The following is a 24,703-nucleotide window of genomic DNA, read 5'->3' as shown; positions in this document are numbered from 1 at the left end:
TACGCTTTGCGAAAACCGAATAAATACCTGCTGATTTTACTAACGACGGTGGTGGCGTACATGCTCTTTGAGTACTATCGTCCAAAACCGATTGATTGGTCGCCAACCTACCAGAATGACGACAAAATTCCGTTTGGTACGCAGGCCTTGTTTGAATTACTACCCGATGTACTGCCGCAATCGTCTCTGCAAACGGTACGCTTACCTATTTATAATTTTCTGGGAGAAAGTAAGTTGCCCAGTCGAAGTAACTACGTATTTATCTGTCAGGAATTTAAGGCCGATAGTATCGAACAACTACGGCTGCTTGATTATGTAAAACGAGGCAATACGGTATTCATTTCCGCTTACGCTATACCTGAATCGCTGGGCGATACACTTGGCTTTAAGGCTGATGTGAAAGAGCAAAGTGAAGCTGACACGACATTACGTCAGAATCTGGTCAATCCGCAACTGCGAAAACCGGGTGGGTATAATTTTTTTCATGACGACGGACGCAACTTTCTGGTTATTAAGAAGCCGAAAAATAGTACCGTATTGGGACGAAACGCTCGGAAAGAGCCCGTTTTTATTGAGATACACTTTGGTAAAGGAACGTTCTTCATTCATAATCTACCCCTTGCCTTTACCAACTATTACGTACTCGATACGAAGACAGCCGACTATGCGTTTAAGGCCTTATCGTATTTGCCTGTGCAACAAACGTATTGGGATGAGTATCAGAAACAGGGTCGTTTTAACGAGGATCAACAGTCGATCTTCCGCTACATTCGATCACAACCAGCCTTGAACTGGGCCTATTATCTCATTCTTATTGGGTTATTGGCCTATGCCATCTTCGCTGGAAAACGTACGCAACGAATTATTCCAGTGGTAGAAGCGCCCAAAAATACATCACTCGACTTTGTGAAGACTGTAGGACGAATGTATTTTCAGCAGGGCGACCACGATAATCTGGCCCGGAAGAAAATTCAGTATTTTCTGGCTGATATCCGTGAGCGGTATAGCCTCAATACAACTAGTTTAGATAAAGAATTTACAGAAGCCCTTGCCCGGAAAAGTGGCGTTTCGTTAGTTGAAACGTCGGAGTTGGTGATGCTCCTGCGTAATGCACAAAAGAGCGTTTCACTTTCCGAATTTGATTTACTGACGCTGAACCGGGCAATAGAAAAATTTAAACAATCAGAACCGGGATTTAACTGATTTATGGATTTGCAGGATTTTGTGATCTCATTGCTTCAGAGAAGCGAAAAACAAAATCAGATTAATCTTAAAATCAGCTAAATCCCGGTTCAGACATCCTATGGAAACATTCGATTCTCGCTTAGACCTAACCCCTCTTAAAACGGCCGTTGACGCTATCCGGGTGGAGGTTGGTAAAGTAATTGTTGGCCAACATCAGACGGTTGACTTACTGCTTACGGCCCTACTGGCCGATGGACACGTATTGATTGAAGGCGTACCTGGTGTTGCAAAGACATTGACCGCAAAGCTGCTGGCTAAAACCATGTCAGTGGGCTTCAGTCGTATTCAGTTTACTCCCGATCTGATGCCATCTGATGTGTTGGGTACATCGGTATTTATGCCCAAAACCGGCGATTTTACCTTTCGGCACGGCCCCATTTTCTCCAATCTGGTGCTGATCGATGAAATTAACCGGGCCCCGGCCAAAACCCAGGCGGCCTTGTTTGAAGTAATGGAAGAACGGCAGGTGACTAACGATGGGACTACCTACACGCTCGATGAACCCTTCATGGTTCTGGCTACACAGAACCCGATTGAGCAGGAAGGGACCTATCGGTTGCCCGAAGCCCAACTCGACCGTTTTCTATTTAAAGTAGTAGTTGGCTATCCGGCCGTCAATGAAGAAGTCGATATCCTGCGTGGGCACCACGAACGTCGCAATCTGGCTACGGCCATTGATGCCGTCAGCGCTGTTTTAACTGCTGATCAACTGGCAACTCTACGCAGCCAAGTGCATCAGGTGCATGTTGAAGACAAATTGTTCGATTATATCGCGCAGATTGTACAGGCTACACGTGCCAATAAGTCACTGTACCTGGGAGCCTCTCCGCGTGCTTCAGTAGCGTTGTTGAATAGTGCCAAAGCGCTGGCTACCTTACGAGGACGCGATTTTATTACGCCTGAAGATGTGCAGGAACTAGCCGCACCCGTATTACGCCACCGGGTACTGCTTACGCCCGAACGCGAAATGGAAGGCGGCACAGCCGATGAAGTGGTTGTTCAGTTAGTGCAAAAAATTGAAGTACCGCGTTGATAAATGCACAGTGGATAATGAATAAAAGGGAATGGCAAAGTCGGTTGCTCTGCCTATGGGTAGTCATGGCTCATTATCCATTTTTCATTGTGCATTCTTATGCTCAGGGGCCTACCTACGAACAGCTAGTAGGCACCTGGATAGGCGTCCATATCGAACAGGACATTGATTTTGTCTGCCCATTACCCAACTACATCCGGTTGGATGCCGACAGTACCTATCACCTGGGTATGGTCGACGGGTCGGCACAAGAGCAGGTGTCGAGGTGGGCTATTCGTGGAGAAAGTGTACGGTTCGATACCGTTCACTTTGCTCCTAAGCTGGTAACCGTACAGAACGATCTGCTGCGAATTGGTAAAAACTATCCGATGGTGCTTCGGCGGTTTGTCGATATACCCGTTGATTCGGCGCGAGCTTACCAACAATTGAGTGGGCGAGTCTGGCAGTCAGATAGCCTGGTCATGGCCTTTTATGCCAATGGAAAAGTGAGCCTTGAAAACCGCACAACAAAGCAGCGAACGGCCCACTTCTGGCGATTGGCCCGGTTTGGTAAATCGGTATTCGTCGTCATTCGGGGTAATCAGTACAATCGGTTCAGAGGGTATAAACCACTTTGGCAACTTAGCTCGCTACAGCCTGGCCAGCTAGAAGCGATTGGCTGGAACGGACGTAGTGTATCAACCGAACGGTTTACGTTCGTCAGCAAACTACTCCCTAGCGATTCCTGCCGCCCCAGCGGTTTTCAGGCTTGTGGCAATTGTTTCAGGCCTACTTGGTATGAGCGTTCGTTAACGCTTGGCCAGAAACGATACGACCTGCTTGCCTTTGTGATGAAACAGTATCAGCCCGTTCAACGGGAAATCGAAACCGGTTTGATACAAATTCAGTTTGCCGTCAATTGTGAAGGCGAAAAAGGCCCGATAACCCTGAACAGCTTTGGTGAAGACTATTGCCCCAGGCGATTCGCTCCACAAATAACCAGTCAACTGATTACAATCTGCCAGAATTATGTGGCTACTGACACGTCGCTTCGGGAACCTGAACGCTCCGGCGAATGGCCGTTGGATCTCTGGGTTTCGCTTACGTTTCGGCTTAAAGAAGGGCGTATAACAGAATTATTGCCATGAAAGGACGTTGGGTTTTCTTTCTGCTAGTACCGCTGGTAAGTTGGGCGCAGGATGGCGAACGATTCCTTCAATCATTTTCTTCGACACTGGCTGCTAATCGGACGGTGCCTCCTCAGTTCTTCTTCCGGGAACGACGGGAACGGCTTCGATTAGATACCTTATCGGCTAGTGCGCAGAATTATCGTTTTCGGGCGTTCAATTACGTTTGGCGGGGCGACTATGAACAGGCTGTCGTCTGGCTTGAAAAAACAACGGCGCTTTATCCCAAGGAACATGGCATTGTCGGCGAACTTTACCTGGCACAGTTGCGGGACTACCCCCGTGCGCTGGCCCACTTTGATGCTTACGATGCCTTGACGCCGAATTTTGATGACATTATAGGGTATAACCCGGTTAGCTACATGCGGGGTCTGGCCTACCGAAGTCAGGGGAATCATGAAAAGGCCATCGAGCAGTTTTCGAAAGCTATTGATCCTTTAGCCGAAAAGCACGGGGACGAATGGGTTAACTACAAGCATTTTGTGAGTCGGGCGGTTAGTTATATCGCTACTAATCAGGCGGAAAAAGCCTTGGTCGATCTGGAAAAAGCGACTAAGAATTTCCCCCGTAGTGCACTCGTCTATTATCATCGTGGCCGAGCCTTGCTGCAACTGAATCGGATTGCCGAAGCCCGCAACGCTTTCCAGGATGCATCGTTTTTCTTTAAAGCCCTTCGTGCCGAACGAACGGGCGATTATCAGGAAGATGACTTCAACCCGGTTTACGAGTCAGAGATTGATGAAGCCGTCCGACGACTGAAACCGTAACTTTTTATGACTACTTTTTACGAGCAAATAAAAACCGTTCTGGAAGAGGCCCGCCAGAAAGCGTATCGTGCCGTTAATTTCGGTATGGTTGAAGCGTATTGGCACATCGGTCAGCTCATTGTTGAAGAAGAACAAGGAGGTAACAGTCGGGCTGAATACGGAAGTTGCCTGCTTAAGTACCTCGCTGAATGGCTGACTCAGGATTTTGACGAAAGTAACCTCCGTTATATTCGACTGTTTTATAAGGCATTTCCAATTCGTGACGCACTGCGTCACGAATTAAGCTGGACTCATGTTCTGAATGGAAGCCAACAGTTGTTTGCCTCGAAATGCAAACTGTTTTTACCTACCGAAGAGGAATTAATGGCTGAAATAGAACGTGATAAACAATTATTGGAACAAAACCGCCGAATAAAATGAAATTCATCCGCGCCCTGTTTATCGCCAACCGCTTGTGGTTTAGCCTGATTGCCATTATTCTGCTATTTGTTGCTTCCTATGCATTTCCAATTCTGTTTCCATTGATGCAGGTCGTTTTTGCTGTCTTTATTCTACTAATCGCAATTGATGCAGGACTGTTGTTTCGGCAGAAAGCGGCCTTTTTCGCCCGTCGTGAATTGCCCGAGCGCTTATCAAATGGCGACGAGAATCCGTTGACGATTTACCTCGAAAACCGCTATACGTTCCGGGCCGATGTGGAGGTGATCGATGAAATACCGTTCCAGTTCCAACGGCGTGATGTGTTGTTTCGGGCTCGATTGAAGCCACGCGAAACGCAGGCGATTCGTTACGAACTTCGCCCCACACGTCGGGGTGAGTACAGTTTTGGAGCCGTCAATGTGTTTGTGTTGTCGCCATTGGGTTTGTTGAAACGGCGCTATCAGTTTGAACAGGGCAGAATGGTAGCTGTATATCCATCTTTTTTGCAGATGCGGCAGTATGAACTACTGGCTGCTACCAACCGTCTGACGGAAGTGGGCGTGAAGCGAATCCGACGGATTGGCCATAGCATGGAGTTTGAACAAGTACGCCCTTACACAACCGGCGACGATGTGCGGACCATCAACTGGAAGGCCACGTCTCGTCGGAGTGATTCCCAGGGAACCTCGCTGATGATCAATGCATTTCAGGATGAACGGTCGCAGCCGATTTATTGCCTGATTGATAAAGGTCGAGTAATGCAGTCGCCGTTTGATGGATTAACACTACTCGATTATGCGATCAATGCCAGCCTGGTGTTGAGTAATATCGCTCTCATGAAACAGGATCGGGCTGGAATTCTAACGTTTTCGGATCATATAGGCCAGCTTTTGCCGGCTGACCGTCGGTCGGGACAGATGCTGAAAATTCTGGAATTGCTATATCGACAGAAGACCCGCTTTCTGGAAACTGATTACGAAAACCTATACGCAAGTGTTCGGACGCACATTCGCCAGCGGAGTTTACTGTTGTTATTTACCAATTTTGAAACCGTGAGTGGCATGCATCGGCAATTGCCCTACCTGCGTCGGTTGGCTAAAGACCATCTGTTGCTAGTCATCTTCTTTGAAAACACCGAGCTACGCGCTTTACTTACCGAACCGGCTGCGGATACCGAAGATATTTACCTCAAAACCATTGGTGAAAAGTTTGCCTTTGAGAAACGTCAGATCGTGAAAGAGCTAGGCCAGTACGGTATTCAGACCATTCTGACCGCCCCACAAAACCTGACAGCTAACACGGTCAATAAGTACCTGGAGCTGAAGGCAAGGGGTATGATTTAGTTTTTTTCTGCTTCCTTCGTCAGCAGGAAAATTTATCAATTATCGCTAAAACTTCCTTTGACGGACTCGTAATCGGTTTTCAGCCGGCCCATTTCTTTAGCCAGGAAAGTCTGTAACTGTCGATTAAAATCTTCTTTTTCATCATCAGGTAAAGACGCATACAACTCTTTCAATTCCTGATTGATGGCCGCTCGTTCGGCATTAGTGGCCGCGTTGATGGAGCGGTAATGATATTTACGGAAATCGTATTGGGGCATAGTTTACTCTTCTGGTAGGTTGGCAAAAATTTCGTTGAGTGGTAGCTGATAGCCGTCAATATTGATTAGTTGTTCAGGCAAAGAATAGGCAGTTTCAAGCCAGGCATTGGCCTGTTCGGTTCGTCGGCAAACAATAACTTCCTTGGCAAACGGATCTACGAATACCAGTTCCTGAAGGGTTTCCATTTGCTCATAGTTCCGGCGTTTAGCCCCCAGATCATAATTAAGCGTTGACTCGGAGAGGATTTCTACAACCAGGTAGGGATTCGTGATTATGGAGCGAGATTTGCCTTGGAACACAGGCTTGTCTTTTACGACCAGCACATCGCCATTGTAGTGACCTTTTTTGCCATCCTTTCGAATACCGGCATTACTACCGGCTACATAAAAAGGTTTGCCAGCATAGAAGCCAGTAAGTATATAGCCAAGTCTGATAACTAATAACTCGTGAATAATGCTAGCTAATCCCATAATAACAATTTGCCCATTGTGATACTCGACTCGGTAGTCGGTCTCAATAAGAAATTCCTCAAATTCTTCCCAGGATGCAGCTATCATGACAAGTTCACTCCGTTCAAGCGCTGCTTTCTGCTCATCGGTCAACCGTATTTTCTCTACAACCTGCATACATTTTGGCGTTTAGGTAAAGATACAGGAATCTGTTACAAAGCAAAAAAGCCCTCTCCGTAGAAAGGGCTTTTGGTTAACACGCTTTATTTATGAATTCATTAACTCCTTCCGATCTTCTTCGCGCATACGCTGGACTCTTCCAGAAACCACAATACTTACCTCGTAAAGAAGGGCAAGCGGTAAGGCAACCAGCACCTGACTGTAAATATCAGGCGACGGCGTAATAATACCCGCTACGACCAGAATGACAATCCAGGCATGCTTGCGGTATTCGCGCATGAAAGCAGGTGTTAGAACACCAACTTTCGACAAAACAAAGGCAACAATCGGCATCTGGAAAATGAGCCCGCAGCCCAACGCCAGCGTCACAATAACTGAAATGTAGGACGTAATGTCAATGTTGTTCTCAATTTTACTCGATAGCGTGTAGTTGACTAAGAAGTTGATTGCCAGCGGAGATACGATGTAATAACCGAACAATACACCTAGTCCAAATAATAGGGAGACGTAGAAAACGGCTCCTCGGGCTGCGCGTCGTTCAACCGGGCGAAGACCAGGTTTTACAAATCGCCACAGTTCCCAGAAGGCATAAGGAAAGGTAAAGCTCAGTCCAACAAAAAACGACGACGTAAGTGACATCGTAAACTGATCCGATAAGCCCAGCGCCTGTAGCTTAAACGTCAGAGTTTTGACGCATAAATCGGCATAGCCTGTCAGATCAGCCAGTTTACACATCTGCCGATACGTCCAGAAGTCCGTTTTGGCAGGGCCCAGCAGCACATATTCAAAAATATCGTCGATGAAAATGAAGGCGGTAATTGTAAATACCAGAATGGCTGCGGCCGAGCGGATAATGTGCCAGCGCAGTTCTTCCAGATGGTCCAGAAAGGACATCTCTTTACCTTCAGAATCAATCTCTTCGTCAGTCAGTTGGTCGAGTGGCATTGTTGTTAAGAGTGAAAGAGTGAAAGAGCGAAAGAGTGATAAAGATTGGTGGTACATTACATACGCTCTTTCACTCTTTCACTCTTTCGCTCTTTAATGATTAACTTTTATAGAGCGGAAATGCTTTCATCCACTCGTTGATTTCTTCTTTAACGGTAGCTAGAACCGAATCGTTGTCATGGTTCATCAGCACTTTGTCGATATATACGACAATTTGCTCCATGTCCGATTCTTTCAGGCCGCGTGTGGTCATAGCTGCCGTTCCGACGCGCATTCCCGAGGTAACCATCGGTGATTTGTCATCGAACGGAACCATGTTTTTGTTGATCGTAATGTCGGCTTTGATCAGCGTATTTTCAGCCAGTTTCCCGGTTAGTCCTTTCGAGCGTAAGTCGATCAACATCAGATGGTTATCGGTGCCCCCTGAAATGATTTGATACCCTCGGCTTAAGAAGGCTGCTGCCATTGCCTGCGCGTTGGCTTTCACCTGGACAGCATAATCGTAGAAATCGTCACTAAGAGCTTCGCCAAAAGCAACGGCTTTGGCCGCAATGATGTGTTCCAGTGGGCCGCCCTGCGTACCGGGGAACACGCCTGAATCGAGCAGTGAGGACATTAAACGAGTTTCGCCTTTCGGTGTTTTAATACCAAATGGATTCTCGAAATCATTCCGCATCATGATGATACCACCACGCGTGCCTCGTAAGGTTTTGTGCGTCGTAGTCGTTACGATGTGTGCATGGGCGAGCGGATCGTTTAATAGGCCTTTGGCAATCAGGCCCGCAGGGTGCGAAACATCAGCCAGCAACAAGGCGCCAACTTCGTCGGCAATGGCACGTAGGCGGGCATAATCCCAGTCGCGGCTATACGCCGACGCACCACAGATCAGTACTTTGGGCCGTTCGCGCTTGGCTGTTTCTTCTACGACGTCGTAGTTAATTACGCCGGTTTCCTGCTCCACACCGTAGAAGGTTGGCCGGAAGTATTTACCGGAAATATTTACGGGTGAACCGTGGGTAAGATGACCACCATGCGAAAGGTTGAAACCCAGAATAGTATCACCGGGTTGCAGACAAGCCAGAAAAACAGCTGTATTGGCGTTAGCACCCGAGTGAGGCTGTACGTTCACCCAGGTAGCACCGAACAATTCTTTAGCACGGTCAATGGCAATTTGCTCAATCTGGTCAACTACTTCACAACCGCCATAATACCGCTTGCCAGGCAAGCCTTCGGCGTATTTATTGGTGAGAACGCTTCCAGCCGCTTCCATCACGGCGGGCGACACAAAGTTTTCAGAAGCAATTAATTCAATACCCGATTCCTGCCGGTGCTGTTCTTTCGCAATCAGATCAAACACCTGCGTATCGCGGGTGGTGGTAGCGGTTGTCATCAGAATGAGCGATTTATTGTGTTGGTTATCTGCTGGTTCGATCTAATAAAGTCAGTAGTGTAAATGTGCGAACAGCCAGATAGTTATACTGCAAAGGTACGGCGGAAAATGGTGAAATGAGGAAGAATTTCCTGACAAAACCAACAAAACCGCTTGGGCGATTTAGAGGACATGTTTTGTTGTTGATTAAACCTTTTAGCAACCTTATAATCTGATTAAAAAGGACAACGAGTACAAACACTACATAGTTAGTTTTCATTGGTAGTGTAATATTATATAATTCAAGTATTTAACGCTATGAAAACGAAAAGAAATGTATTAGTAGTAGTTAGTTTTGTGTGTATAGCGCTGGTGTCGGCCTGTACGGCTACCACCACCGTACAGGGGCCTCCGGCTGCACGAGTTGAACGAATTCCTCCACCACCTTCGGCCCGCCACGTTTGGGTGCCAGGTCACTATGTGCGTCGAGGGCGGGATTACCGCTGGGTAGGCGGCTCGTATCGGCTAGCTCCCGGACGGTATACGGCCTGGTCGCCGGGGCATTGGCAACAAACCCGTCGTGGCCCAGTTTGGGTTGAAGGCCATTGGCAATAAGTAGTGATTGATGATAATGTCTGAGTTAAACTCCCCGAAAGACCTAATCTTTCGGGGAGTTTTGTTTTGACCGGAAATGCATAGTGGACCCATGCTCCTGAATGGTAGACGAGACTCTGTTTCGCCTTATGAGTCTAATCTATTTTTCGCTAAACCTATGGAAGCGCTGGCAGACAAATCTCTCTTGCTGAGTCAACTTGCTGAACCGTATACGATTGGCCCGGAAGCCGTCGATTTTTACCGGGAAAATGGGTATGTAAAACTCAAGCACGTATTAAGCCCGGCTGTGCTGGACTATTACGGGACGATCATTACCGATTTGGTTTTTCGGCTCAATACACTCGTTAAACCTATGGAAGAGCGCACGACCTATGAGCGGGCGTTTTTGCAAATCATGAATCTCTGGCGGCAAGATGAACAGGCTAAAGAGTTCGTTTTTTCGAAACGATTAGCCAAAATAGCCGCTGACCTGATGGAAGTAGACGGAGTACGACTTTATCATGACCAGGCTTTATATAAGGAACCGTCGGGTGGCATTACGCCCTGGCATGCCGATCAGTTTTACTGGCCGCTGGCATCGCCAAAAACGGTTACCGTCTGGATTCCGTTTCAGGAGACACCTATGGAAATGGGACCGCTTGCCTTTGCCGAAGGAAGTCAGCACGTTGAAATTGGGCGTGATATTGAAATCAGCGACGAGAGTGAGACGATTCTGGCCGACGAACTACAACGTCAGAATTTCAGTATGAACGACACGCCGTTTGAACTGGGTGAGGTTAGTTACCATGCTGGCTGGACATTTCACCGGGCTGGCCCTAATCTGTCAGATCGCCCTCGTAAGGTAATGACCATGATTTATATGGATAAAGATCAGATCATTAGCCAGCCGCGAAATCAATATCAGGTGGCCGATCATGTTACCTGGCTGGGAGGTTTACCAGTTGGGAGCCAGCCTCAGGATGAAATGAATCCAGTACTTTATAGTCGGTAAGGCACAAGCGATTCAGACTACTTTCTAATCGTTAATCGGGGTGAAATGAGCAAAATCACCGTCGATTAACGACTATTCTTAGTTAATGGAAATATTTTTGCAGTATTTCTGTTCTAAAACAGAACCATTATTTACCCGGAGTGGTATGAAATCTATTCTTACGCTTGTGGTGGGCCTCCTGCTTCCCCTGGCAACATTTGCTCAATTACTTAAGCCAGTCACCTGGAGCTATAAAGCTACGAAGTCATCGGCCAAAATAGGCGACGTGATTGAGCTTCGATTTTCGGCATCAATCAAAGATGGCTACCACATTTATTCGTCCGATGTAAACCCTAAGATTGAAGGGCCTCTACCAACCGAGTTTAAGTTTACGCCGAACAAAACGTATGAGTTAGTTGGGAAAGTAAAACCAATCAGTAAGGTCGAAACCAAGTACGAAGAAGTATTTGAAGGCGATACGTACGTGATGCATGGTGTGGCGCAGTTTTCGCAACGGGTAAAGATTTTAGCCGAAAAGCCAGTTATTGACGGAACGGTTAGCTTTCAATCCTGTACTGATAAAGACGGCCAATGTATCCCGGGCGATGATAATTTTTCGTTCACAGGCATACTGGTCACAGGTAGTCCCGCGAGTACAACGACGGCCGTAGCCGAAACGCCTAAAGCAACATCAGTAGCTACTACGCCAACGCCCGAGACGGTTGCTGTGGCTAGTGCACCCGCATCAACGACAACGGTTGCAGAAGCGTCAAAACAGCCGGATCAGACCACCACAGACCTGGCACCCAAGGCAGAGGTTTCACTAGCTGAGCCGAAGGGGGCATCCAGCGAATCATTAGGCGGTTTTCTGGTAGCGGCTTTTCTTTCGGGTTTGGTGGCCTTACTGACTCCCTGCGTATTTCCCATCATTCCAGCTACGGTTAGCTTCTTTACCAACCAAAAGGGGGGGCAGTGGAAGGCGCTGCTCTATGGTGTGTTTATCATTGGTATTTACGTGTTGGTAGGTACGGTAGTATCCCGATTCAATGGCCCGGCATTTGCCAATTTTGTTAGTACACACTGGGTGCCGAACGTGTTATTCTTTGCCATCTTCTTCATTTTTGGCCTGTCGTTTCTCGGCTTGTTTGAAATTGTATTGCCCAACTCGTTGATCAATGCGTCGGATGCAAAGTCGGAGCAGGGCGGCCTACTGGGGGTTTTCTTTATGGCATTTACCCTGGTGCTGGTTTCATTCTCTTGTACGGGGCCTATTGTGGGTAGTCTGCTGGTGGCATCGGCAGGAGGGGAGGTTGTCAAGCCAATTCTGGGTATGGCCGCTTTTTCGTCGGCGTTTGCGGTGCCGTTTACCTTGTTTGCTGCGTTTCCGCAATGGCTCAAAAACTTACCCCGCTCGGGTGGATGGCTCAATTCCGTTAAGGTGGTTCTGGGTTTTCTGGAGCTTGCGCTTGCGCTTAAGTTTCTGAGCGTGGCCGACCAGGTATATCACTGGCATTTGCTGGACCGTGAAGTGTTTCTGTCGATATGGATTGTAATTTTTTCCCTGATCGGGTTCTACTTCCTGGGTAAACTCAGACTGCCGCACGATAGCGAAGTGAAAGTTATTAGCGTTCAGAAACTGCTGTTAGCTATTGTGACGTTCTCGTTTGTGGTTTATATGATTCCGGGTTTGTGGGGCGCTCCTTTAAAAGCTCTTTCAGGCTACCTGCCTCCCGAATCCTCCCAGGACTTTAATCTGCATGAGCAGCGAACAGCCGTGAGTGGACCGACAGGGGCTGGCATTACGGAGAATGTTAAATACGCCGATCTTTTCCATTTACCACACGGCTTGCAGGGATTCTTCGACTACAAGCAGGCACTGGCCTATGCCAAAAAGGTGAATAAGCCTGTCTTTATCGACTTCACCGGGCATGGTTGCGTCAACTGTCGCGAAATGGAAGCGCGCGTCTGGTCGGACCCCGCTGTTTTGTCGCGATTGCAAAATGATTTTGTGATGCTGGCCCTTTACGTAGACGATAAGACCGAATTGCCCGAATCGGAGTGGTATACGTCTACCTACGACCAGAAAGTGAAGAAGACAATTGGAGCCCAGAATGCGGATCTACAGATCATAAAATATAACAACAACGCGCAACCGCATTACTGCCTGGTCAACAGCGACGGGAAGTTGTTAGTACCGCCTAAGAATTACGACCGCGACGTGGCCAACTTTGTCGCGTTTCTGGATTCGGGAAAAGCGAAATTTTAATGTGATGTAACCTGGGCGGGAGCCCGCGAAGCTGTAGAGTCTGCATAGTTAGCCTACAGCTTCGCGGGCTCCCGCCCAGGTTACACTTCTACTAGCATCGCCCCGTAGGAATAGCCTCCGCCAAATACGGTGATGACAATATGCTGGCCCTTTTTGAACGTATCCCACTGTTCGGAAAGCGCTATGGCGCAACCGGCACAACCCGTGTTGCCATAATGCTGAATATTGGAAATTAATTTCTCTTCGGGTAGGCCAAGCGTATTCATTACGTTGCGGGAAATACGCAGATTCGCCTGGTGGGGTAGTATATAATCGACATCGGCGAGGGTAAGTCCGCAACGCTCCAATACCTGTAGGCTAGCTTTGGGCATGTACTGGCAGGCATTGATAAAGACATCACGTCCGTGGGGCATCGTAACACCTCCATCGGCAGGGCGCATCATCACACCAGTAGTAGCTTTGGGTGTATGGGCAGCTCCGCCTGTCAATAAAGCTTTAATTGAGAAATCATTTTCGCTTTGCCGTTCTTTAGTAATTAGCAAGGCAGCCGCACCATCGCCCCATAAATGCCCCGAAATCGTATCCTGTTCGTTGTAGTAGAGCGTATTGTGCTCTGCTACTATGACTAACGCACGCGTTGCTTTATTCAACGCAAAGTAGCCTTCAACAACTTCTATGGCATTGAGCAATGAGGAACAGGCTGTTGATACCGAAATAACCGGAATATCGGCAATACCTAGATAATGCTGAGCTTCGTGAGCGAGTGAAACGATGGTATCGTATGGTGTATAAGTAGCACCTACAATTAAATCGATGGTCGAGAGATCGGTTTTTTCCTGAAGCCGTTTTACGACTTCGATGGTCATGGTATTGGTATTCTCACCGGGAGCAGCTTTACGTCGCTCCTTAATTCCGGTACGTTCAATAATCCAGTCGCTGGATAAGCCATTGAGCTGGGTAAAGTGTTCATTGCCAACTACCTCTGTTGGAAGGTAATGGCTTACTGCATGTATATACATCAGGCCAAATAAGTTGGGCTATGCGAAGATAACCCTTAATTAACGTCTAAAGTTAAATCCTTCCGGGAAAACGTAGTATTACACATTGGAACAATACCATAAAGTATTTGATATGTCCTGTTAATTCGCTCTATACGGCTCCCTGGTTACGAGTGAAGTACCCGCTCATAAAAGCTAAGTAGCTTTCTGGCCTCCATTGTCCAGTTATAGTGCTTTTCGACAGCTTCGTGTCCGAGTCGTCCCATGGCCAGAGCATCTTTAGGATGCTCGATCAAATACCTGAGGGCATCGGCAATTTGAGTTGGCTCGTTTGGCGACACACAAAAGCCACACTGGTGTTGTTCTACGACTTGTTTATAAAGCGGGAAATCGGAGGTGATGACGGGCAACCCCAGCGCCATGTACTCGAACAATTTGGTTGTATACGAATCGGGGTAATCACCAACGGGCTTCAGTAACGCCAGGCCAGCCGTTGCGCCGGCTGCATATCGAAAGGCCTCCCGTTGATCAGTATAGCCATAGAAGCGCAGATTCGCTTTTACTTCGTTGAAACGGGGCAATCTGGCCAGATCGGCATCGGTAAATGTGCGATTGCCGAACAGATGCACCACAAATTCAGGATAGCTAGCTTTCAGTTGGGCCAAAGCATCGACCAATGTATCGAAAGCCCGTTCGAAGCTAAGTAGGCCAATGTGGAAAAAAGAAGGTTTGGTCGGGCTAGGATGATACGGTGCCCGAAACGGTTCCAGAAAGCTAGGTAATGGGTAATTGTAAATCACTTCGTGTGGTTTGGCCAGCTCAGTATAAGTATTCAGATAGGCATGTTCCGTAAAAACCAGATAGCAGTGTTTGCGGGCAAGCTGATCAATTTTATAAAAGGCTTTTTCTAGTAAACGGCCGCGGTTTAGAGTTTTAAAGTGCATCTTCTTGTACAGATTTTCCTGCACTTCATAAATCACGTCAGCGCCCAAAAACTGGAAGACAAAGGCAAATGGCAGAAATTCGGGTACGTACACATGCACGAGTTTCGGACGAAGCCATAAACCTCGAATAAGGGCATAAGGACTGGTAAATAAAGCTCGCCAGATAACCCGCCGAAAATACGGCAAACGAATAAAGTGGATGGTGTTAGAACGGTTGGAGTCTGCGTGTGGCAGGGCACAGTACACCTCATACTGTTCGGCCAGGGTAGGGCATTGCTTAAAAACAATTCTTGGGTCCTGAGCCGGATGGGCTGTACTGATGTGCAATACACGGATTTTCTTCATCTGATCACACCCAGACTACGCAGTTCGGCATCAATCTTCTGGTTCCAGCGCTCCTGAGCAGCCTGGTTGATGCTGTGATTGGTTTCGTCGTCGTACTGAGTCTGCATCTTGTTTAATTCCCTGAACGACTCGATAAACTTGTATTGAGCAATGCTGTTGTAATCCTCCAGCGTCAGGCTATCGGCCACCAGCTTGCGTTTGAATCGTTCCACAATGATTTTGGTAATATCAAAGTGGCGTTGCTCATGGTTGAGCGAATAGGCATTACGAGCATCAGCGCGGCCCCACGATGAGGTTTTCAGCATATAGGCTTTTGCCGCCAGATTCAGGCTAATGATCCCATCCTTGACCGAACTTTTGCCTTCATACGAAAAGCTGGTAAATACTTCGGCTGCATAATGGCTACCCTTACGGGGCTCGGCTTTAAAGTCGGCCCAGGTTAGCTTACGCACAGGATTATAAAGAACAGTATCATCGTCAGTAATACGAGTATCATCAATGAAGTTGACCCGCAGGGTTTTTGCCAGTTTCTCATTCTGATTGCTCTCCCGATTCATATATTCGTTGAACCGGCGAAGTGCAGCTACCAGCGTCTGTCGAATTGACGACTCAATAACCGCTGTCTGGCCCAGCGGACGTATGTATTTAGTCCCCCCCCGGTAATCCATCAGATGCGTGTGCGTTTCTGTCCCGTTATCATCCTTTCCGAGCAGTTCAAAATCGACATCGAACGCCAACTGACCATTGACCCGATTGCCACTAGCTGTTTCGATGACCTTACACTCCCGTACGTTCAGCCCAATAGGACGCAGGGCTTTGTTTTGCTTAAGGTTTTGATTAATAAAGGATTGAAAACTACCTATGAGGCCGCCTTCCAGATCGACCGGCAGGGGCGGCTGATTCAGGTTCAGCGCCAGACGGGCAATCGGTCCTCGGTCTGATCGTTGGTCAATAACTTTGGCAATATAAAATTCTTTTGGGACCAGCGACAGTGATTCAGCGTGAAGTCTGATTGGATCGGCTTGTGGGGAAAACGACAAGAGTCCAGCAAAAAGCAGGGTAAAAAAGATGTAACGCATGCTGTACTAATAACGATTCTGTTTACCAGAAAGTGTCTGTTGATTACCTATCCATAAAGTGTGCCGAAAGGTATAAATAGCTTCAAAAAATCAGGCAGTAAAAATGCCCGCTAAACAGATAGTTCGGCGGGCATTTTTACTGCCTGATTTCAGAATCGTTTAGTCGATGAGCATAGCTTTGCCACTAATCACATCGTTTTCAACCGTTTTGAACTTAACATCTCGCTTTACTGACCCATCCGCATACTGTACATTGACGCGGGCGTTCCGGTCAAGCTTGGCCACCCGTACTGGAGCCTGGCGTTGGGCAGGCATAGGCGGAGCACCTGCCCCCATCGCGTCGTTTTCGGCCATCCGACGAGCATACTCCTCAGGGCCTGTGGCCAGGTGGTCGTCAGAAAAGTCCTGTGCATTCGTTTGCAGTTTAGGTTGCGGCTGTGGTTTTCGTTGGGCCGGAGCCTGACGGATTTCCTGCTGCACTTCTTCTGGCTCCTGGGCTGGAATGTCGGCTTTGGTCAGGAAGCTGATGGTATCGAAATTTACCTTGTTCAGGAATCGCTTGAATAGCTCTACAGACTCAAACTTATACACCAGCAAGGGGTCTTTCTGTTCAAACACCGCATTCTGTACCGATTGCTTAAGGTCATCCATTTCGCGGAGGTGTTCTTTCCACTCCTGGTCGATGACCGATAGCGTGACTGCTTTCTCCATTTCGGTCACGATTTCACGAGCGCCCGATTCAACGGCTTTACGCAGGTCGGCTACAACGGTCAATTCATGGATACCATCGGAGAAGGGTACAACAATATTCTTAATCTGATGTCCCTGCTCGTTCAGCACTTGTGTCAGAATGGGCAATGCTTTCTCAGCAATAGCCTGGTTCTTGGCCTGATAGTGCGCTTCGGCCTCATCGTATAAACGCCGGGTCAGATCAGGTTTTTTCAGACGATTAAACTCTTCGTTACTTAAATCTGGCGAAAAGCCCAGCGTGGTCAGTAATTGAAGTTTAATCTCCTCATAATTGCCTTCGGAGTTATTAACCACCTCCTCAACCACATCGTACATGGTGTTGGCAATATCCAGCGGCAAACGGTCGCCAAACAGAGCATTCCGACGGCGTTTGTAAATAGCTTCCCGCTGATAGTTCATCACATCATCATATTCAAGCAATCGTTTCCGAATGCCGAAGTTGTTTTCTTCAACTTTCTTCTGCGCTCGTTCGATGGACTTTGTGATCATCGAGTGCTGAATCACTTCACCTTCTTCCAGACCCATGCGGTCCATAACTTTAGCAATCCGTTCGGAACCGAACAACCGCATCAGGCTATCTTCCAGCGAAACAAAGAATTGGGAGGTACCCGGATCGCCCTGACGGCCAGAACGACCCCGTAACTGACGGTCGACCCGACGCGATTCATGGCGCTCAGTACCGATAATGGCCAACCCACCGGCTGCACGCGATTCGGGGGTTAGTTTAATATCGGTACCCCGACCAGCCATGTTGGTAGCGATCGTAACCGTCCCTGGCAAACCTGCCGTAGCAACAATTTCGGCTTCGCGCTGGTGGTACTTGGCGTTCAGAACCTGGTGTTGGATTTTGCGAAGCGTAAGTAGGCGGCTCAGTAATTCAGAGTTTTCGACCGACGTTGTGCCCACCAGTACCGGACGACCCTTTTCGACCAGGCTGGTAATTTCGTCAACGACTGCATTGTATTTTTCCCGGACCGAACGATATACTTTGTCCTCTTCGTCTTTCCGGCTAATGGCGCGGTTTGTTGGAATCACAACCACGTCCATTTTATAGATCTGCCAGAATTCAGATGCTTCCGTTTCAGCCGTACCCGTCATACCAGCTCGTTTGTGATACATTCGGAAGTAGTTCTGAAGCGTAACGGTGGCGTAGGTTTGAGTAGCGTCTTCTACCTTAACGTTTTCCTTGGCTTCAACGGCCTGGTGCAAACCATCCGACCACCGACGACCTTCCATAATTCGGCCCGTCTGCTCATCAACGATTTTAACCTTTCCGTCCATAATGACGTATTCGGTGTCTCGTTCGAACAGGCAATACGCTTTCAGAAGCTGGTTGACAGTATTAATTCGTTGGGTCTTAACGGAATAGTCACGAATGACAGCCTCTTTGTGAAGCAACTTTTCCTGCTCTGAGTACTCCGAATCTTTGTCAATAGCGTTTAGATCAATTGACAGGTCGGGCAGGATAAAGAAGTTTGGGTCTTCGCCCGAACCAGTGATGTAATCGATACCTTTTTCGGTGAGATCAATGCTATTGTGCCGCTCATCGATGGTGAAATAAAGGGGAGCATCCGCTTCTGGCATCAGCTTCTGGTTTTCGGCCAGATAAATTGCTTCCGTTTTCTGAAGCAGCGCCTTATTCCCGGTTTCACTCAAAAACTTGATCAGGGGCTTATGCTTGGGCAAGCCCCGGTGTGCGCGGAACAGTGATAAACCTCCTTCTTTTTCATCGCCAGCGGCAATCTTCCGTTTGGCATCATTCAAGAAGTCGTATACTAATTTCCGTTGCGCTTCAACAACTCGAGCAACCCGAGGTTTTAATTCGATGTAATCCTGCTCATCACCACGCGGAACGGGACCGCTGATAATCAACGGTGTCCGGGCATCATCAATCAGAACGGAGTCAACCTCATCGACCATGGCGTAGTGGTGCTTCCGTTGCACCAGTTCGCCGGTTTCGCGCGCCATGTTGTCGCGGAGATAATCGAAGCCGAACTCGTTGTTCGTGCCATACGTAATATCGGCAAGGTATGCTCTCTTACGCTGTTCGGAGTTTGGCTGGTGTTTATCGATACAGTCAACACGTAGGCCGTGAAATTCGAACAGCGGCCCCATCCATTCGGAGTCACGCTTGGCCAGGTAATCGTTGACCGTTACGATGTGCACACCCTGACCTGCCAGGCCATTCAGAAAAGCAGGGAACGTAGCCACAAGGGTCTTTCCTTCGCCCGTGGCCATCTCCGCAATTTTACCCTGGTGCAGAACAACGCCCCCAATAATTTGAACGTCGTAATGAACCATATCCCATTTGATGAGCGATCCGGCAGCATCCCAGCTATTGGCCCAATGTGCCAATTCGCCATCAATAACTACACTTTTTTTCCGAGCGGCCAATTCACGATCGAAATCCGTAGCGGTAACGGTAAGCTGCTCGTTTTCGGTGAACCGCCGGGCTGTTTCTTTTACGACGGCAAACGCACGGGGTAGAATGTCGAGCAGAACCCGTTCCAGTTCGGTGTTACGTTCAACTTCGAGTTTGTCAATCCGATTGAAGAGTTGTTCTTTTTCGTTGACGTCGATTTCTGGATGGCCAGCCTGTTCTTTAAGCTCGGTGAGCTGGTTATCAATATCGGCTAACTCATCGGTAATCTGAGCTTTAAGGGATGCCGAAACCTGCCGCAATTCATCATTGGACAGATCTTTTAACCGGACAAATTCGGCATTTACCTTTTCCACATAAGGGAGCAATTCTTTAATGTCCCGTTGGGATTTGGTACCGAAAAGTTTCGCTATGAGGTTAATCATTTTGCTAGTCGTTAGTCGTCAGCCGTTAGTCGACAGGAGATAAGTCAATGACAAACGACTATCGACTGACGGCTTTTTTTCTACAAATTTAGTGCATTAACGTGGGACTACAAGGTAAGACCATGTTGCACAGACACCTTATTATAAGGGAATGATGATTTGAAAGGAATCTATTACTTTTGCAGTTCAATTTTCGGCCCAACAGCCACTGTTCATGCATACTAAGGACAAATTGTCACGTTTTCCCCATTGTATTAACCTGTTCCAAGCTGTTGTCCTGCTATTTTTACTGACAGGATCGTACGAAATCTTCGCTCAGACTCCTCGCTCTCGGGTAGATCAGCTAACGGATGATGAAGTAGAAAGTTTTTATCGACGCGCCCAGGCTAGTGGTCTTTCAGAAGCACAGATTGAACAGGCTGCCATGTCGCAGGGCTATACGCTGGACGATATTGCCAAGATGCGGAAGCGTATTGACGCGATCCGTACCAAAACATCCGGTGCTTTAAGTTTAACATCCGTTGATTCAAAAACAACGGGCCGGACCCTTCCTTCAGACCTTTCCCGTCGATCAGATTCTCTATTCGTAACGCGTAAAGATACCAGCCGAAAACTGCGCGTATTCGGGGCTACCTTATTTGAAAACGCCAATTTATCATTTGAACCCAATTTACGTATTGCCACACCCCGTAATTATGTAGTTGGCCCTGACGACGAAATTCGCATCGACATTGCCGGCGCATCGACGGGCGAGTTCCTCTTAAAAGTTAGCCCGGACGGAACTGTGAAGGTGCCTAATCTGGCTCCCATTTTTGTCAGTGGGCTGACCATAGAACAGGCAGAGCAACGCATCATTGCCCGACTACGGCAGGGAGGTTACCAAGGTTTAGGAACACCGGGTAGTAATACGACGGCTAATCTGACCCTCACAAATATTCGCAGTATCCGTGTTACATTGGTAGGTGAGGTAGTTCGTCCAGGTACTTATACGATTTCGTCGCTGGGGTCAGCATTCAATGCACTTTATTTAGCGGGGGGACCAAATCCAGAAACGGGATCATTTCGTAAGATTAGCGTTATTCGCGGTAATCGGATCGTTCGTACGATTGATTTGTATGATTTCATTCTACGGGCCGATCAGCGCGACAATATTCAATTGCGGGATCAGGACGTAATCCGGGTAGCTGATTACGAAACGCGTGTTGAACTGGCAGGCCAAGTTCGCCGTCCGGCTATTTTTGAGTTATTACCAGGAGAAACACTGCAAACGCTATTGAGTTTTGCTGGTGGTTTTGCTGACGACGCTTATCGGGCTGCAATTACTCTTCGGCGTAATACCAACCGTGAGCGACGAATCGTTACCATCACGGAAGATCAGATTAAAAGTTTCATCCCACAGAAAGGCGATAAATACGATGTCGGGAAAATTTTGGAGCGGTATGAGAACCGGGTTCAGGTGGCAGGTGCTGTGATGCGTCCTGGCGATTATGCCTTAGAGCCTGGTCTGGAAACGGTTCGTCAATTAATCAATCGGGCCGATGGGCTCCGCAAGGATGCATTTACGAATCGGGCGTCAATTATTCGGGAGCGCCCTGATATGGATAGAGAGAATCTGTCATTTGATTTGGGTAAACTGATGCGTGGCGAAATGGCCGATATTCCACTTATGCGGCAGGATAGCTTAACGGTCTTATCAATCCGGGATTTGCGTGAAGCGTATTATGTAACGATTGAAGGCGCTGTTAACAAGCCGGATACAGTCGAATATGTCTCGAACATGAGCGTAGCTGACTTAATTGCGCAGGCAGGTGGTTTCCAGGAAGGAGCCAAACCCAACCTAATCGAAGTGGCCCGACGGATTCGGCAGGATTCGGCTGGAATCAGTACCACATTACAGGAAATTCACCGCTTTTCAATAGATCGTAATCTACAGATTACAGCCTTAGAAGGTACCTCCCCCGAATTCAGGTTGCGCCCATTTGACATCGTTTATGTGCGGACTTCTGTCAACTATGAACCACAGCAACAGGTATATATTTATGGGGAGGTAATGCAACCAGGAAACTACTCTATTTTTAGTAGGGCTGAGCGTATAAGTGATATTATCAAACGGGCAGGTGGACTTAAGCCACAAGCTTATCTACCTGGAGCACAGTTCAGGCGAAAAGGTACTATAATTGCCAATGATTTGAGTAATATTCTTGTTAGTTCAGGAATAGAAGAGAATCTGTTAGTTCAGGAGGGTGATTCTTTATATATTCCTCAACGACAGGAAGTTGTCGCTGTTCAGGGCGCTGTTTTAAACCCAGGGATCGTTAGCTATAAAGTAGATTATGGGTTTAACGATTATGTTAGCGAAGCGGGAGGATTTACTGACAATGCACGAAAAAGTAAGTCCTATATAGTTTATCCGAACGGTCGAAAGGATCGTACGCATCATTTCCTCTTTTTTTCGTCTCGCCCTAAAGTTTACCCTGGCTCAACAGTTGTAATACCATTTAAGCCGCTGGATAATAATAAATTAAGTGTTGCCGAGCGACTTGGTATTCTTTCGTTATTAACTACAGTTTCGATCGCACTTGTTAATTTGATTCTTCGTTAAGGATGCTTTTGCGTTATGTCAGTTAAAGATGCTAATTTAGGGAAAGCAGGTAAAGGGGACGAAATAGAAATTCGACTGAGCGATATTATTCAATTTTTAAAAGATAGTCGTAAAACTGTTTTTTACTGGGGGATGGCTTTTCTCGTATTGGGTATTCTGTATGCTTTCTCTCAAAAAAACGAATATACGACGATTGTTAAAGTGATGCCTGAGTTGAAAACGACAGGCACTGGAGCAGGATTAGGTGATTTGAAGTCGATAGCTAGTTTAGCTGGCGTTAATTTAGGGACTTTAGGCAGTGCATCAGAAGCCATTCGCCCCGATCTGTATCCTGATATAGTACAAAGTCTACCTTTCACTTTACATTTGCTTAAGCAACCGGTTACGACGGTAGAGATAACTAAGCCGCAATCTTTACAAAATTATCTGCTAGAGGAATCCCACAAGGGTATATTTAGTTTCTTGCGGGGTAGTGACAATGATGCAATGAAGGGCCTGCCTACTGCAACAGTGAATGTGTTACATCTTACCCGTCAGCAAGAAGAACTGAGCAAGCAGGTGAATAGCCGAATAACGGCTGATATCGATAAAAAATCAGGAATAATTACCATAACATCACGAATGCCTGATGCTGTTGTGGCGGCCACAGTGGCCCAGCAAACGCTTAATTATTTGACGTCTTACGTCACTAATTATCGAACTAGTAAAGCTCGTCAACAACTTAAATTCTTGAAAAATCAGGTCAATGATGCTCGGAAGCGTTATGAGGCTTCAGAATTACAGCTATCTGCATATCGAGACCGTAACAGGAATCTGTTTTTGAATACAGCTAAAATCGAAGAACAACGTCTTCAGGCTGATTATATTTTAGCGCAAAGTGTTTATGGCGATCTTTCAAAACAATTAGAACAGGCACGAATAAAAGTAGAAGAAGAGGCACCTGTGTTTCAGGTGCTTGAGCCATCTCGTATACCCCTGAAAAAAAGTGGTCCTAAGCGAACTGCAATTGCTGCTGTATTTGGGATATTAGGTATAATACTAGGATCGGCAGTTTTTTTTTCAAAGCATTTCTTTAATCATTATAAATCAAATAGAATGTCATGAAGAAAGCGCTGATTTGTGGCATTTCAGGGCAGGATGGAGCCTACCTTGCAAAATTATTGTTAGAGCGAGGATACGAAGTATACGGAAGTTCTAGAGATGCACAAATGGCATCTTTTTCTAATTTAAGTCGATTAGCTATTCGCCAGTCTGTTAAGTTTGTATCAATCAGTATTCAAGATTTTCGTAGTGTACTACAAGCTCTACTTAAGATTAAGCCAGACGAAGTTTATAATCTCGCAGGTCAAAGTTCGGTAGGGCTATCATTTGAACAGCCCGTTGAAACTCTTGAAAGCATTAGTATAGGTACATTGAATCTATTAGAGGCTATTCGCTTTAGTGATTTGCCTATTAAATTTTATAATGCTGGTTCAAGCGAATGCTTCGGTGATACTGGTAGCTTATCAGCTGACGAGAATACCCCATTTCGCCCCCGGAGCCCCTACGGGGTAGCTAAAGCTGCCGCTTTCTGGCAAGTAGCAAATTACCGTGAAGCCTATCAGTTACATGCTTGTACAGGCATATTGTTTAACCATGAATCTCCTCTTCGGCCTGAACGTTTTGTAACGCAAAAAATAGTTGCGTCTGCTTGCCGTATCGCTCAGGGGAGTAACGAGATTTTGACATTAGGCAATATTAATATTGCTCGAGATTGGGGTTGGGCACCGGATTATGTAGAAGCTATGTGGTTAATGCTTCAACAACGTAGTGCTGATGATTATGTGATTGCCACTGGCCGAACTCACCAATTGCGGGACTTCATACAAGTCGTCTTCGATGAGGTGGGTCTGAACTGGGAGGAGCATACGAATATCGATGAATCTTTTTTTCGGCCGACGGATATTGCTGAAGGGCATGCTAATCCATCTAAAGCTCATCAAAAATTAGGCTGGGTAGCACGGCACTCTATGGAAAATGTGGGGTATTTGATGGTAAAGGGATATAAAGAAATTCGGGATAAATCAGGTAGATAATTTGTTATCTGATTTTCAAAGATACTTCCTGTGATAGTTTGAAGGGGCAGGCGGATTAAACTCTAAAACATTCATAATT

At 47.0% G+C, this 24,703-nt stretch carries 20 protein-coding genes; 12 read left to right on the top strand and 8 right to left on the bottom strand.

Annotation, left to right across the window (positions count from 1 at the left end; genetic code table 11):
• The first annotated feature begins 6 nt into the window (after nt 1-6).
• From B5M13_RS29485 to B5M13_RS29460, 6 genes are all read left to right on the top strand, one after another.
• A complete protein-coding gene (locus tag B5M13_RS29485; RefSeq protein WP_080059074.1) occupies nt 7-1,203 on the top strand; it encodes a DUF4350 domain-containing protein in 1,197 nt (398 codons plus the stop codon).
• A gap of 100 nt (nt 1,204-1,303) precedes the next feature.
• On the top strand, nt 1,304-2,278 hold the full coding sequence (locus B5M13_RS29480) for an AAA family ATPase (protein ID WP_080059073.1): 975 nt from the start codon (nt 1,304-1,306) through the stop codon (nt 2,276-2,278).
• A gap of 17 nt (nt 2,279-2,295) precedes the next feature.
• Complete coding sequence (locus tag B5M13_RS29475) at nt 2,296-3,405, top strand: hypothetical protein (protein ID WP_179950466.1); 1,110 nt, start codon at nt 2,296-2,298, stop codon at nt 3,403-3,405.
• Nucleotides 3,402-4,211 (top strand): tetratricopeptide repeat protein, encoded by an 810-nt coding sequence (locus tag B5M13_RS29470; protein ID WP_080059072.1) that lies wholly within the window; start codon nt 3,402-3,404, stop codon nt 4,209-4,211. Before B5M13_RS29475 ends, B5M13_RS29470 begins: the two co-directional genes overlap by 4 nt.
• A gap of 6 nt (nt 4,212-4,217) precedes the next feature.
• Nucleotides 4,218-4,631 carry a DUF1016 N-terminal domain-containing protein gene (locus B5M13_RS29465; protein ID WP_080059071.1) on the top strand — a complete coding sequence of 138 codons (414 nt, stop codon included), beginning with the start codon at nt 4,218-4,220 and terminating at the stop codon, nt 4,629-4,631.
• Nucleotides 4,628-5,974 carry a DUF58 domain-containing protein gene (locus tag B5M13_RS29460; RefSeq protein WP_080059070.1) on the top strand — a complete coding sequence of 449 codons (1,347 nt, stop codon included), beginning with the start codon at nt 4,628-4,630 and terminating at the stop codon, nt 5,972-5,974. Before B5M13_RS29465 ends, B5M13_RS29460 begins: the two co-directional genes overlap by 4 nt.
• A 35-nt stretch (nt 5,975-6,009) precedes the next feature.
• Here B5M13_RS29460 and B5M13_RS29455 read toward each other — a convergent pair whose 3' ends face one another.
• From B5M13_RS29455 to B5M13_RS29440, 4 genes are all read right to left on the bottom strand, one after another.
• Nucleotides 6,010-6,231 (bottom strand): hypothetical protein, encoded by a 222-nt coding sequence (locus tag B5M13_RS29455; protein WP_179950465.1) that lies wholly within the window; start codon nt 6,229-6,231, stop codon nt 6,010-6,012.
• A 3-nt stretch (nt 6,232-6,234) separates the two neighbouring features.
• Nucleotides 6,235-6,858: a Uma2 family endonuclease gene (locus B5M13_RS29450; protein ID WP_080059069.1), complete on the bottom strand. Its 624-nt coding sequence runs from the start codon at nt 6,856-6,858 to the stop codon at nt 6,235-6,237.
• 90 nt (nt 6,859-6,948) lie between these two features.
• On the bottom strand, nt 6,949-7,806 hold the full coding sequence (gene tatC, locus B5M13_RS29445; RefSeq protein ID WP_080059068.1) for a twin-arginine translocase subunit TatC: 858 nt from the start codon (nt 7,804-7,806) through the stop codon (nt 6,949-6,951).
• Between the two features lie 100 nt (nt 7,807-7,906).
• The gene (locus B5M13_RS29440) at nt 7,907-9,196 is read right to left on the bottom strand and encodes a serine hydroxymethyltransferase (RefSeq protein WP_080059067.1); all 1,290 of its coding nucleotides are present in this window, start codon (nt 9,194-9,196) and stop codon (nt 7,907-7,909) included.
• 297 nt (nt 9,197-9,493) lie between these two features.
• Here B5M13_RS29440 and B5M13_RS29435 point away from each other — a divergent pair, with 297 nt between their 5' ends.
• The 3 genes from B5M13_RS29435 to B5M13_RS29425 all read left to right on the top strand — a co-directional run bounded on the left by B5M13_RS29435 (nt 9,494) and on the right by B5M13_RS29425 (nt 13,026).
• On the top strand, nt 9,494-9,790 hold the full coding sequence (locus tag B5M13_RS29435) for a YXWGXW repeat-containing protein (RefSeq protein ID WP_080059066.1): 297 nt from the start codon (nt 9,494-9,496) through the stop codon (nt 9,788-9,790).
• Nucleotides 9,791-9,947: 157 nt separating this feature from the next.
• Nucleotides 9,948-10,781 (top strand): phytanoyl-CoA dioxygenase family protein, encoded by an 834-nt coding sequence (locus B5M13_RS29430; protein ID WP_080059065.1) that lies wholly within the window; start codon nt 9,948-9,950, stop codon nt 10,779-10,781.
• A gap of 145 nt (nt 10,782-10,926) precedes the next feature.
• Nucleotides 10,927-13,026 (top strand): protein-disulfide reductase DsbD family protein, encoded by a 2,100-nt coding sequence (locus B5M13_RS29425; protein ID WP_080060122.1) that lies wholly within the window; start codon nt 10,927-10,929, stop codon nt 13,024-13,026.
• Between the two features lie 80 nt (nt 13,027-13,106).
• On the opposite strand, the gene B5M13_RS29420 is transcribed toward B5M13_RS29425, so the two are convergent.
• The 4 genes from B5M13_RS29420 to secA all read right to left on the bottom strand — a co-directional run bounded on the left by B5M13_RS29420 (nt 13,107) and on the right by secA (nt 19,947).
• On the bottom strand, nt 13,107-14,045 hold the full coding sequence (locus B5M13_RS29420; RefSeq protein ID WP_080059064.1) for a 3-oxoacyl-ACP synthase III family protein: 939 nt from the start codon (nt 14,043-14,045) through the stop codon (nt 13,107-13,109).
• 146 nt (nt 14,046-14,191) lie between these two features.
• Nucleotides 14,192-15,313 carry a glycosyltransferase family 4 protein gene (locus B5M13_RS29415; protein ID WP_080059063.1) on the bottom strand — a complete coding sequence of 374 codons (1,122 nt, stop codon included), beginning with the start codon at nt 15,311-15,313 and terminating at the stop codon, nt 14,192-14,194.
• Nucleotides 15,310-16,392, bottom strand: a complete 1,083-nt coding sequence (locus B5M13_RS29410) for a hypothetical protein (RefSeq protein ID WP_080059062.1) — start codon at nt 16,390-16,392, stop codon at nt 15,310-15,312. The genes B5M13_RS29415 and B5M13_RS29410 overlap by 4 nt, the downstream gene beginning before the upstream one ends.
• A 159-nt stretch (nt 16,393-16,551) precedes the next feature.
• Nucleotides 16,552-19,947, bottom strand: coding sequence for a preprotein translocase subunit SecA (gene secA / locus B5M13_RS29405; RefSeq protein ID WP_080059061.1), 3,396 nt, complete (start codon nt 19,945-19,947; stop codon nt 16,552-16,554).
• Nucleotides 19,948-20,161: 214 nt separating this feature from the next.
• Here secA and B5M13_RS29400 point away from each other — a divergent pair, with 214 nt between their 5' ends.
• The 3 genes from B5M13_RS29400 to B5M13_RS29390 are packed head-to-tail and all read left to right on the top strand — an operon-like array spanning nt 20,162 to nt 24,624.
• The gene (locus B5M13_RS29400; RefSeq protein ID WP_080059060.1) at nt 20,162-22,549 is read left to right on the top strand and encodes an SLBB domain-containing protein; all 2,388 of its coding nucleotides are present in this window, start codon (nt 20,162-20,164) and stop codon (nt 22,547-22,549) included.
• Between the two features lie 15 nt (nt 22,550-22,564).
• Nucleotides 22,565-23,653, top strand: coding sequence for a lipopolysaccharide biosynthesis protein (locus B5M13_RS29395; RefSeq protein WP_080059059.1), 1,089 nt, complete (start codon nt 22,565-22,567; stop codon nt 23,651-23,653).
• On the top strand, nt 23,650-24,624 hold the full coding sequence (locus B5M13_RS29390) for a GDP-mannose 4,6-dehydratase (RefSeq protein ID WP_080059058.1): 975 nt from the start codon (nt 23,650-23,652) through the stop codon (nt 24,622-24,624). The genes B5M13_RS29395 and B5M13_RS29390 overlap by 4 nt, the downstream gene beginning before the upstream one ends.
• Nucleotides 24,625-24,703 lie beyond the last annotated feature (79 nt).

It is taken from the genome of Spirosoma aerolatum (assembly GCF_002056795.1).
Taxonomy (GTDB): domain Bacteria; phylum Bacteroidota; class Bacteroidia; order Cytophagales; family Spirosomataceae; genus Spirosoma; species Spirosoma aerolatum.
This window is presented reverse-complemented; position numbering and strand designations above follow the sequence as displayed.

Bases quoted from the DNA above. Each gene is read 5' to 3' on its own strand.
- B5M13_RS29480 (WP_080059073.1), top strand. From the start codon at position 1,304: ATGGAAACATTCGATTCTCGCTTAGACCTAACCCCTCTTAAAACGGCC.
- B5M13_RS29475 (WP_179950466.1), top strand. From the start codon at position 2,296: ATGAATAAAAGGGAATGGCAAAGTCGGTTGCTCTGCCTATGGGTAGTC.
- B5M13_RS29470 (WP_080059072.1), top strand. From the start codon at position 3,402: ATGAAAGGACGTTGGGTTTTCTTTCTGCTAGTACCGCTGGTAAGTTGG.
- B5M13_RS29465 (WP_080059071.1), top strand. From the start codon at position 4,218: ATGACTACTTTTTACGAGCAAATAAAAACCGTTCTGGAAGAGGCCCGC.
- B5M13_RS29460 (WP_080059070.1), top strand. From the start codon at position 4,628: ATGAAATTCATCCGCGCCCTGTTTATCGCCAACCGCTTGTGGTTTAGC.
- B5M13_RS29455 (WP_179950465.1), bottom strand. From the start codon at position 6,231: ATGCCCCAATACGATTTCCGTAAATATCATTACCGCTCCATCAACGCG.
- B5M13_RS29450 (WP_080059069.1), bottom strand. From the start codon at position 6,858: ATGCAGGTTGTAGAGAAAATACGGTTGACCGATGAGCAGAAAGCAGCG.
- tatC (WP_080059068.1), bottom strand. From the start codon at position 7,806: ATGCCACTCGACCAACTGACTGACGAAGAGATTGATTCTGAAGGTAAA.
- B5M13_RS29440 (WP_080059067.1), bottom strand. From the start codon at position 9,196: ATGACAACCGCTACCACCACCCGCGATACGCAGGTGTTTGATCTGATT.
- B5M13_RS29435 (WP_080059066.1), top strand. From the start codon at position 9,494: ATGAAAACGAAAAGAAATGTATTAGTAGTAGTTAGTTTTGTGTGTATA.
- B5M13_RS29430 (WP_080059065.1), top strand. From the start codon at position 9,948: ATGGAAGCGCTGGCAGACAAATCTCTCTTGCTGAGTCAACTTGCTGAA.
- B5M13_RS29425 (WP_080060122.1), top strand. From the start codon at position 10,927: ATGAAATCTATTCTTACGCTTGTGGTGGGCCTCCTGCTTCCCCTGGCA.
- B5M13_RS29420 (WP_080059064.1), bottom strand. From the start codon at position 14,045: ATGTATATACATGCAGTAAGCCATTACCTTCCAACAGAGGTAGTTGGC.
- B5M13_RS29415 (WP_080059063.1), bottom strand. From the start codon at position 15,313: ATGAAGAAAATCCGTGTATTGCACATCAGTACAGCCCATCCGGCTCAG.
- B5M13_RS29410 (WP_080059062.1), bottom strand. From the start codon at position 16,392: ATGCGTTACATCTTTTTTACCCTGCTTTTTGCTGGACTCTTGTCGTTT.
- secA (WP_080059061.1), bottom strand. From the start codon at position 19,947: ATGATTAACCTCATAGCGAAACTTTTCGGTACCAAATCCCAACGGGAC.
- B5M13_RS29400 (WP_080059060.1), top strand. From the start codon at position 20,162: ATGCATACTAAGGACAAATTGTCACGTTTTCCCCATTGTATTAACCTG.
- B5M13_RS29395 (WP_080059059.1), top strand. From the start codon at position 22,565: ATGTCAGTTAAAGATGCTAATTTAGGGAAAGCAGGTAAAGGGGACGAA.
- B5M13_RS29390 (WP_080059058.1), top strand. From the start codon at position 23,650: ATGAAGAAAGCGCTGATTTGTGGCATTTCAGGGCAGGATGGAGCCTAC.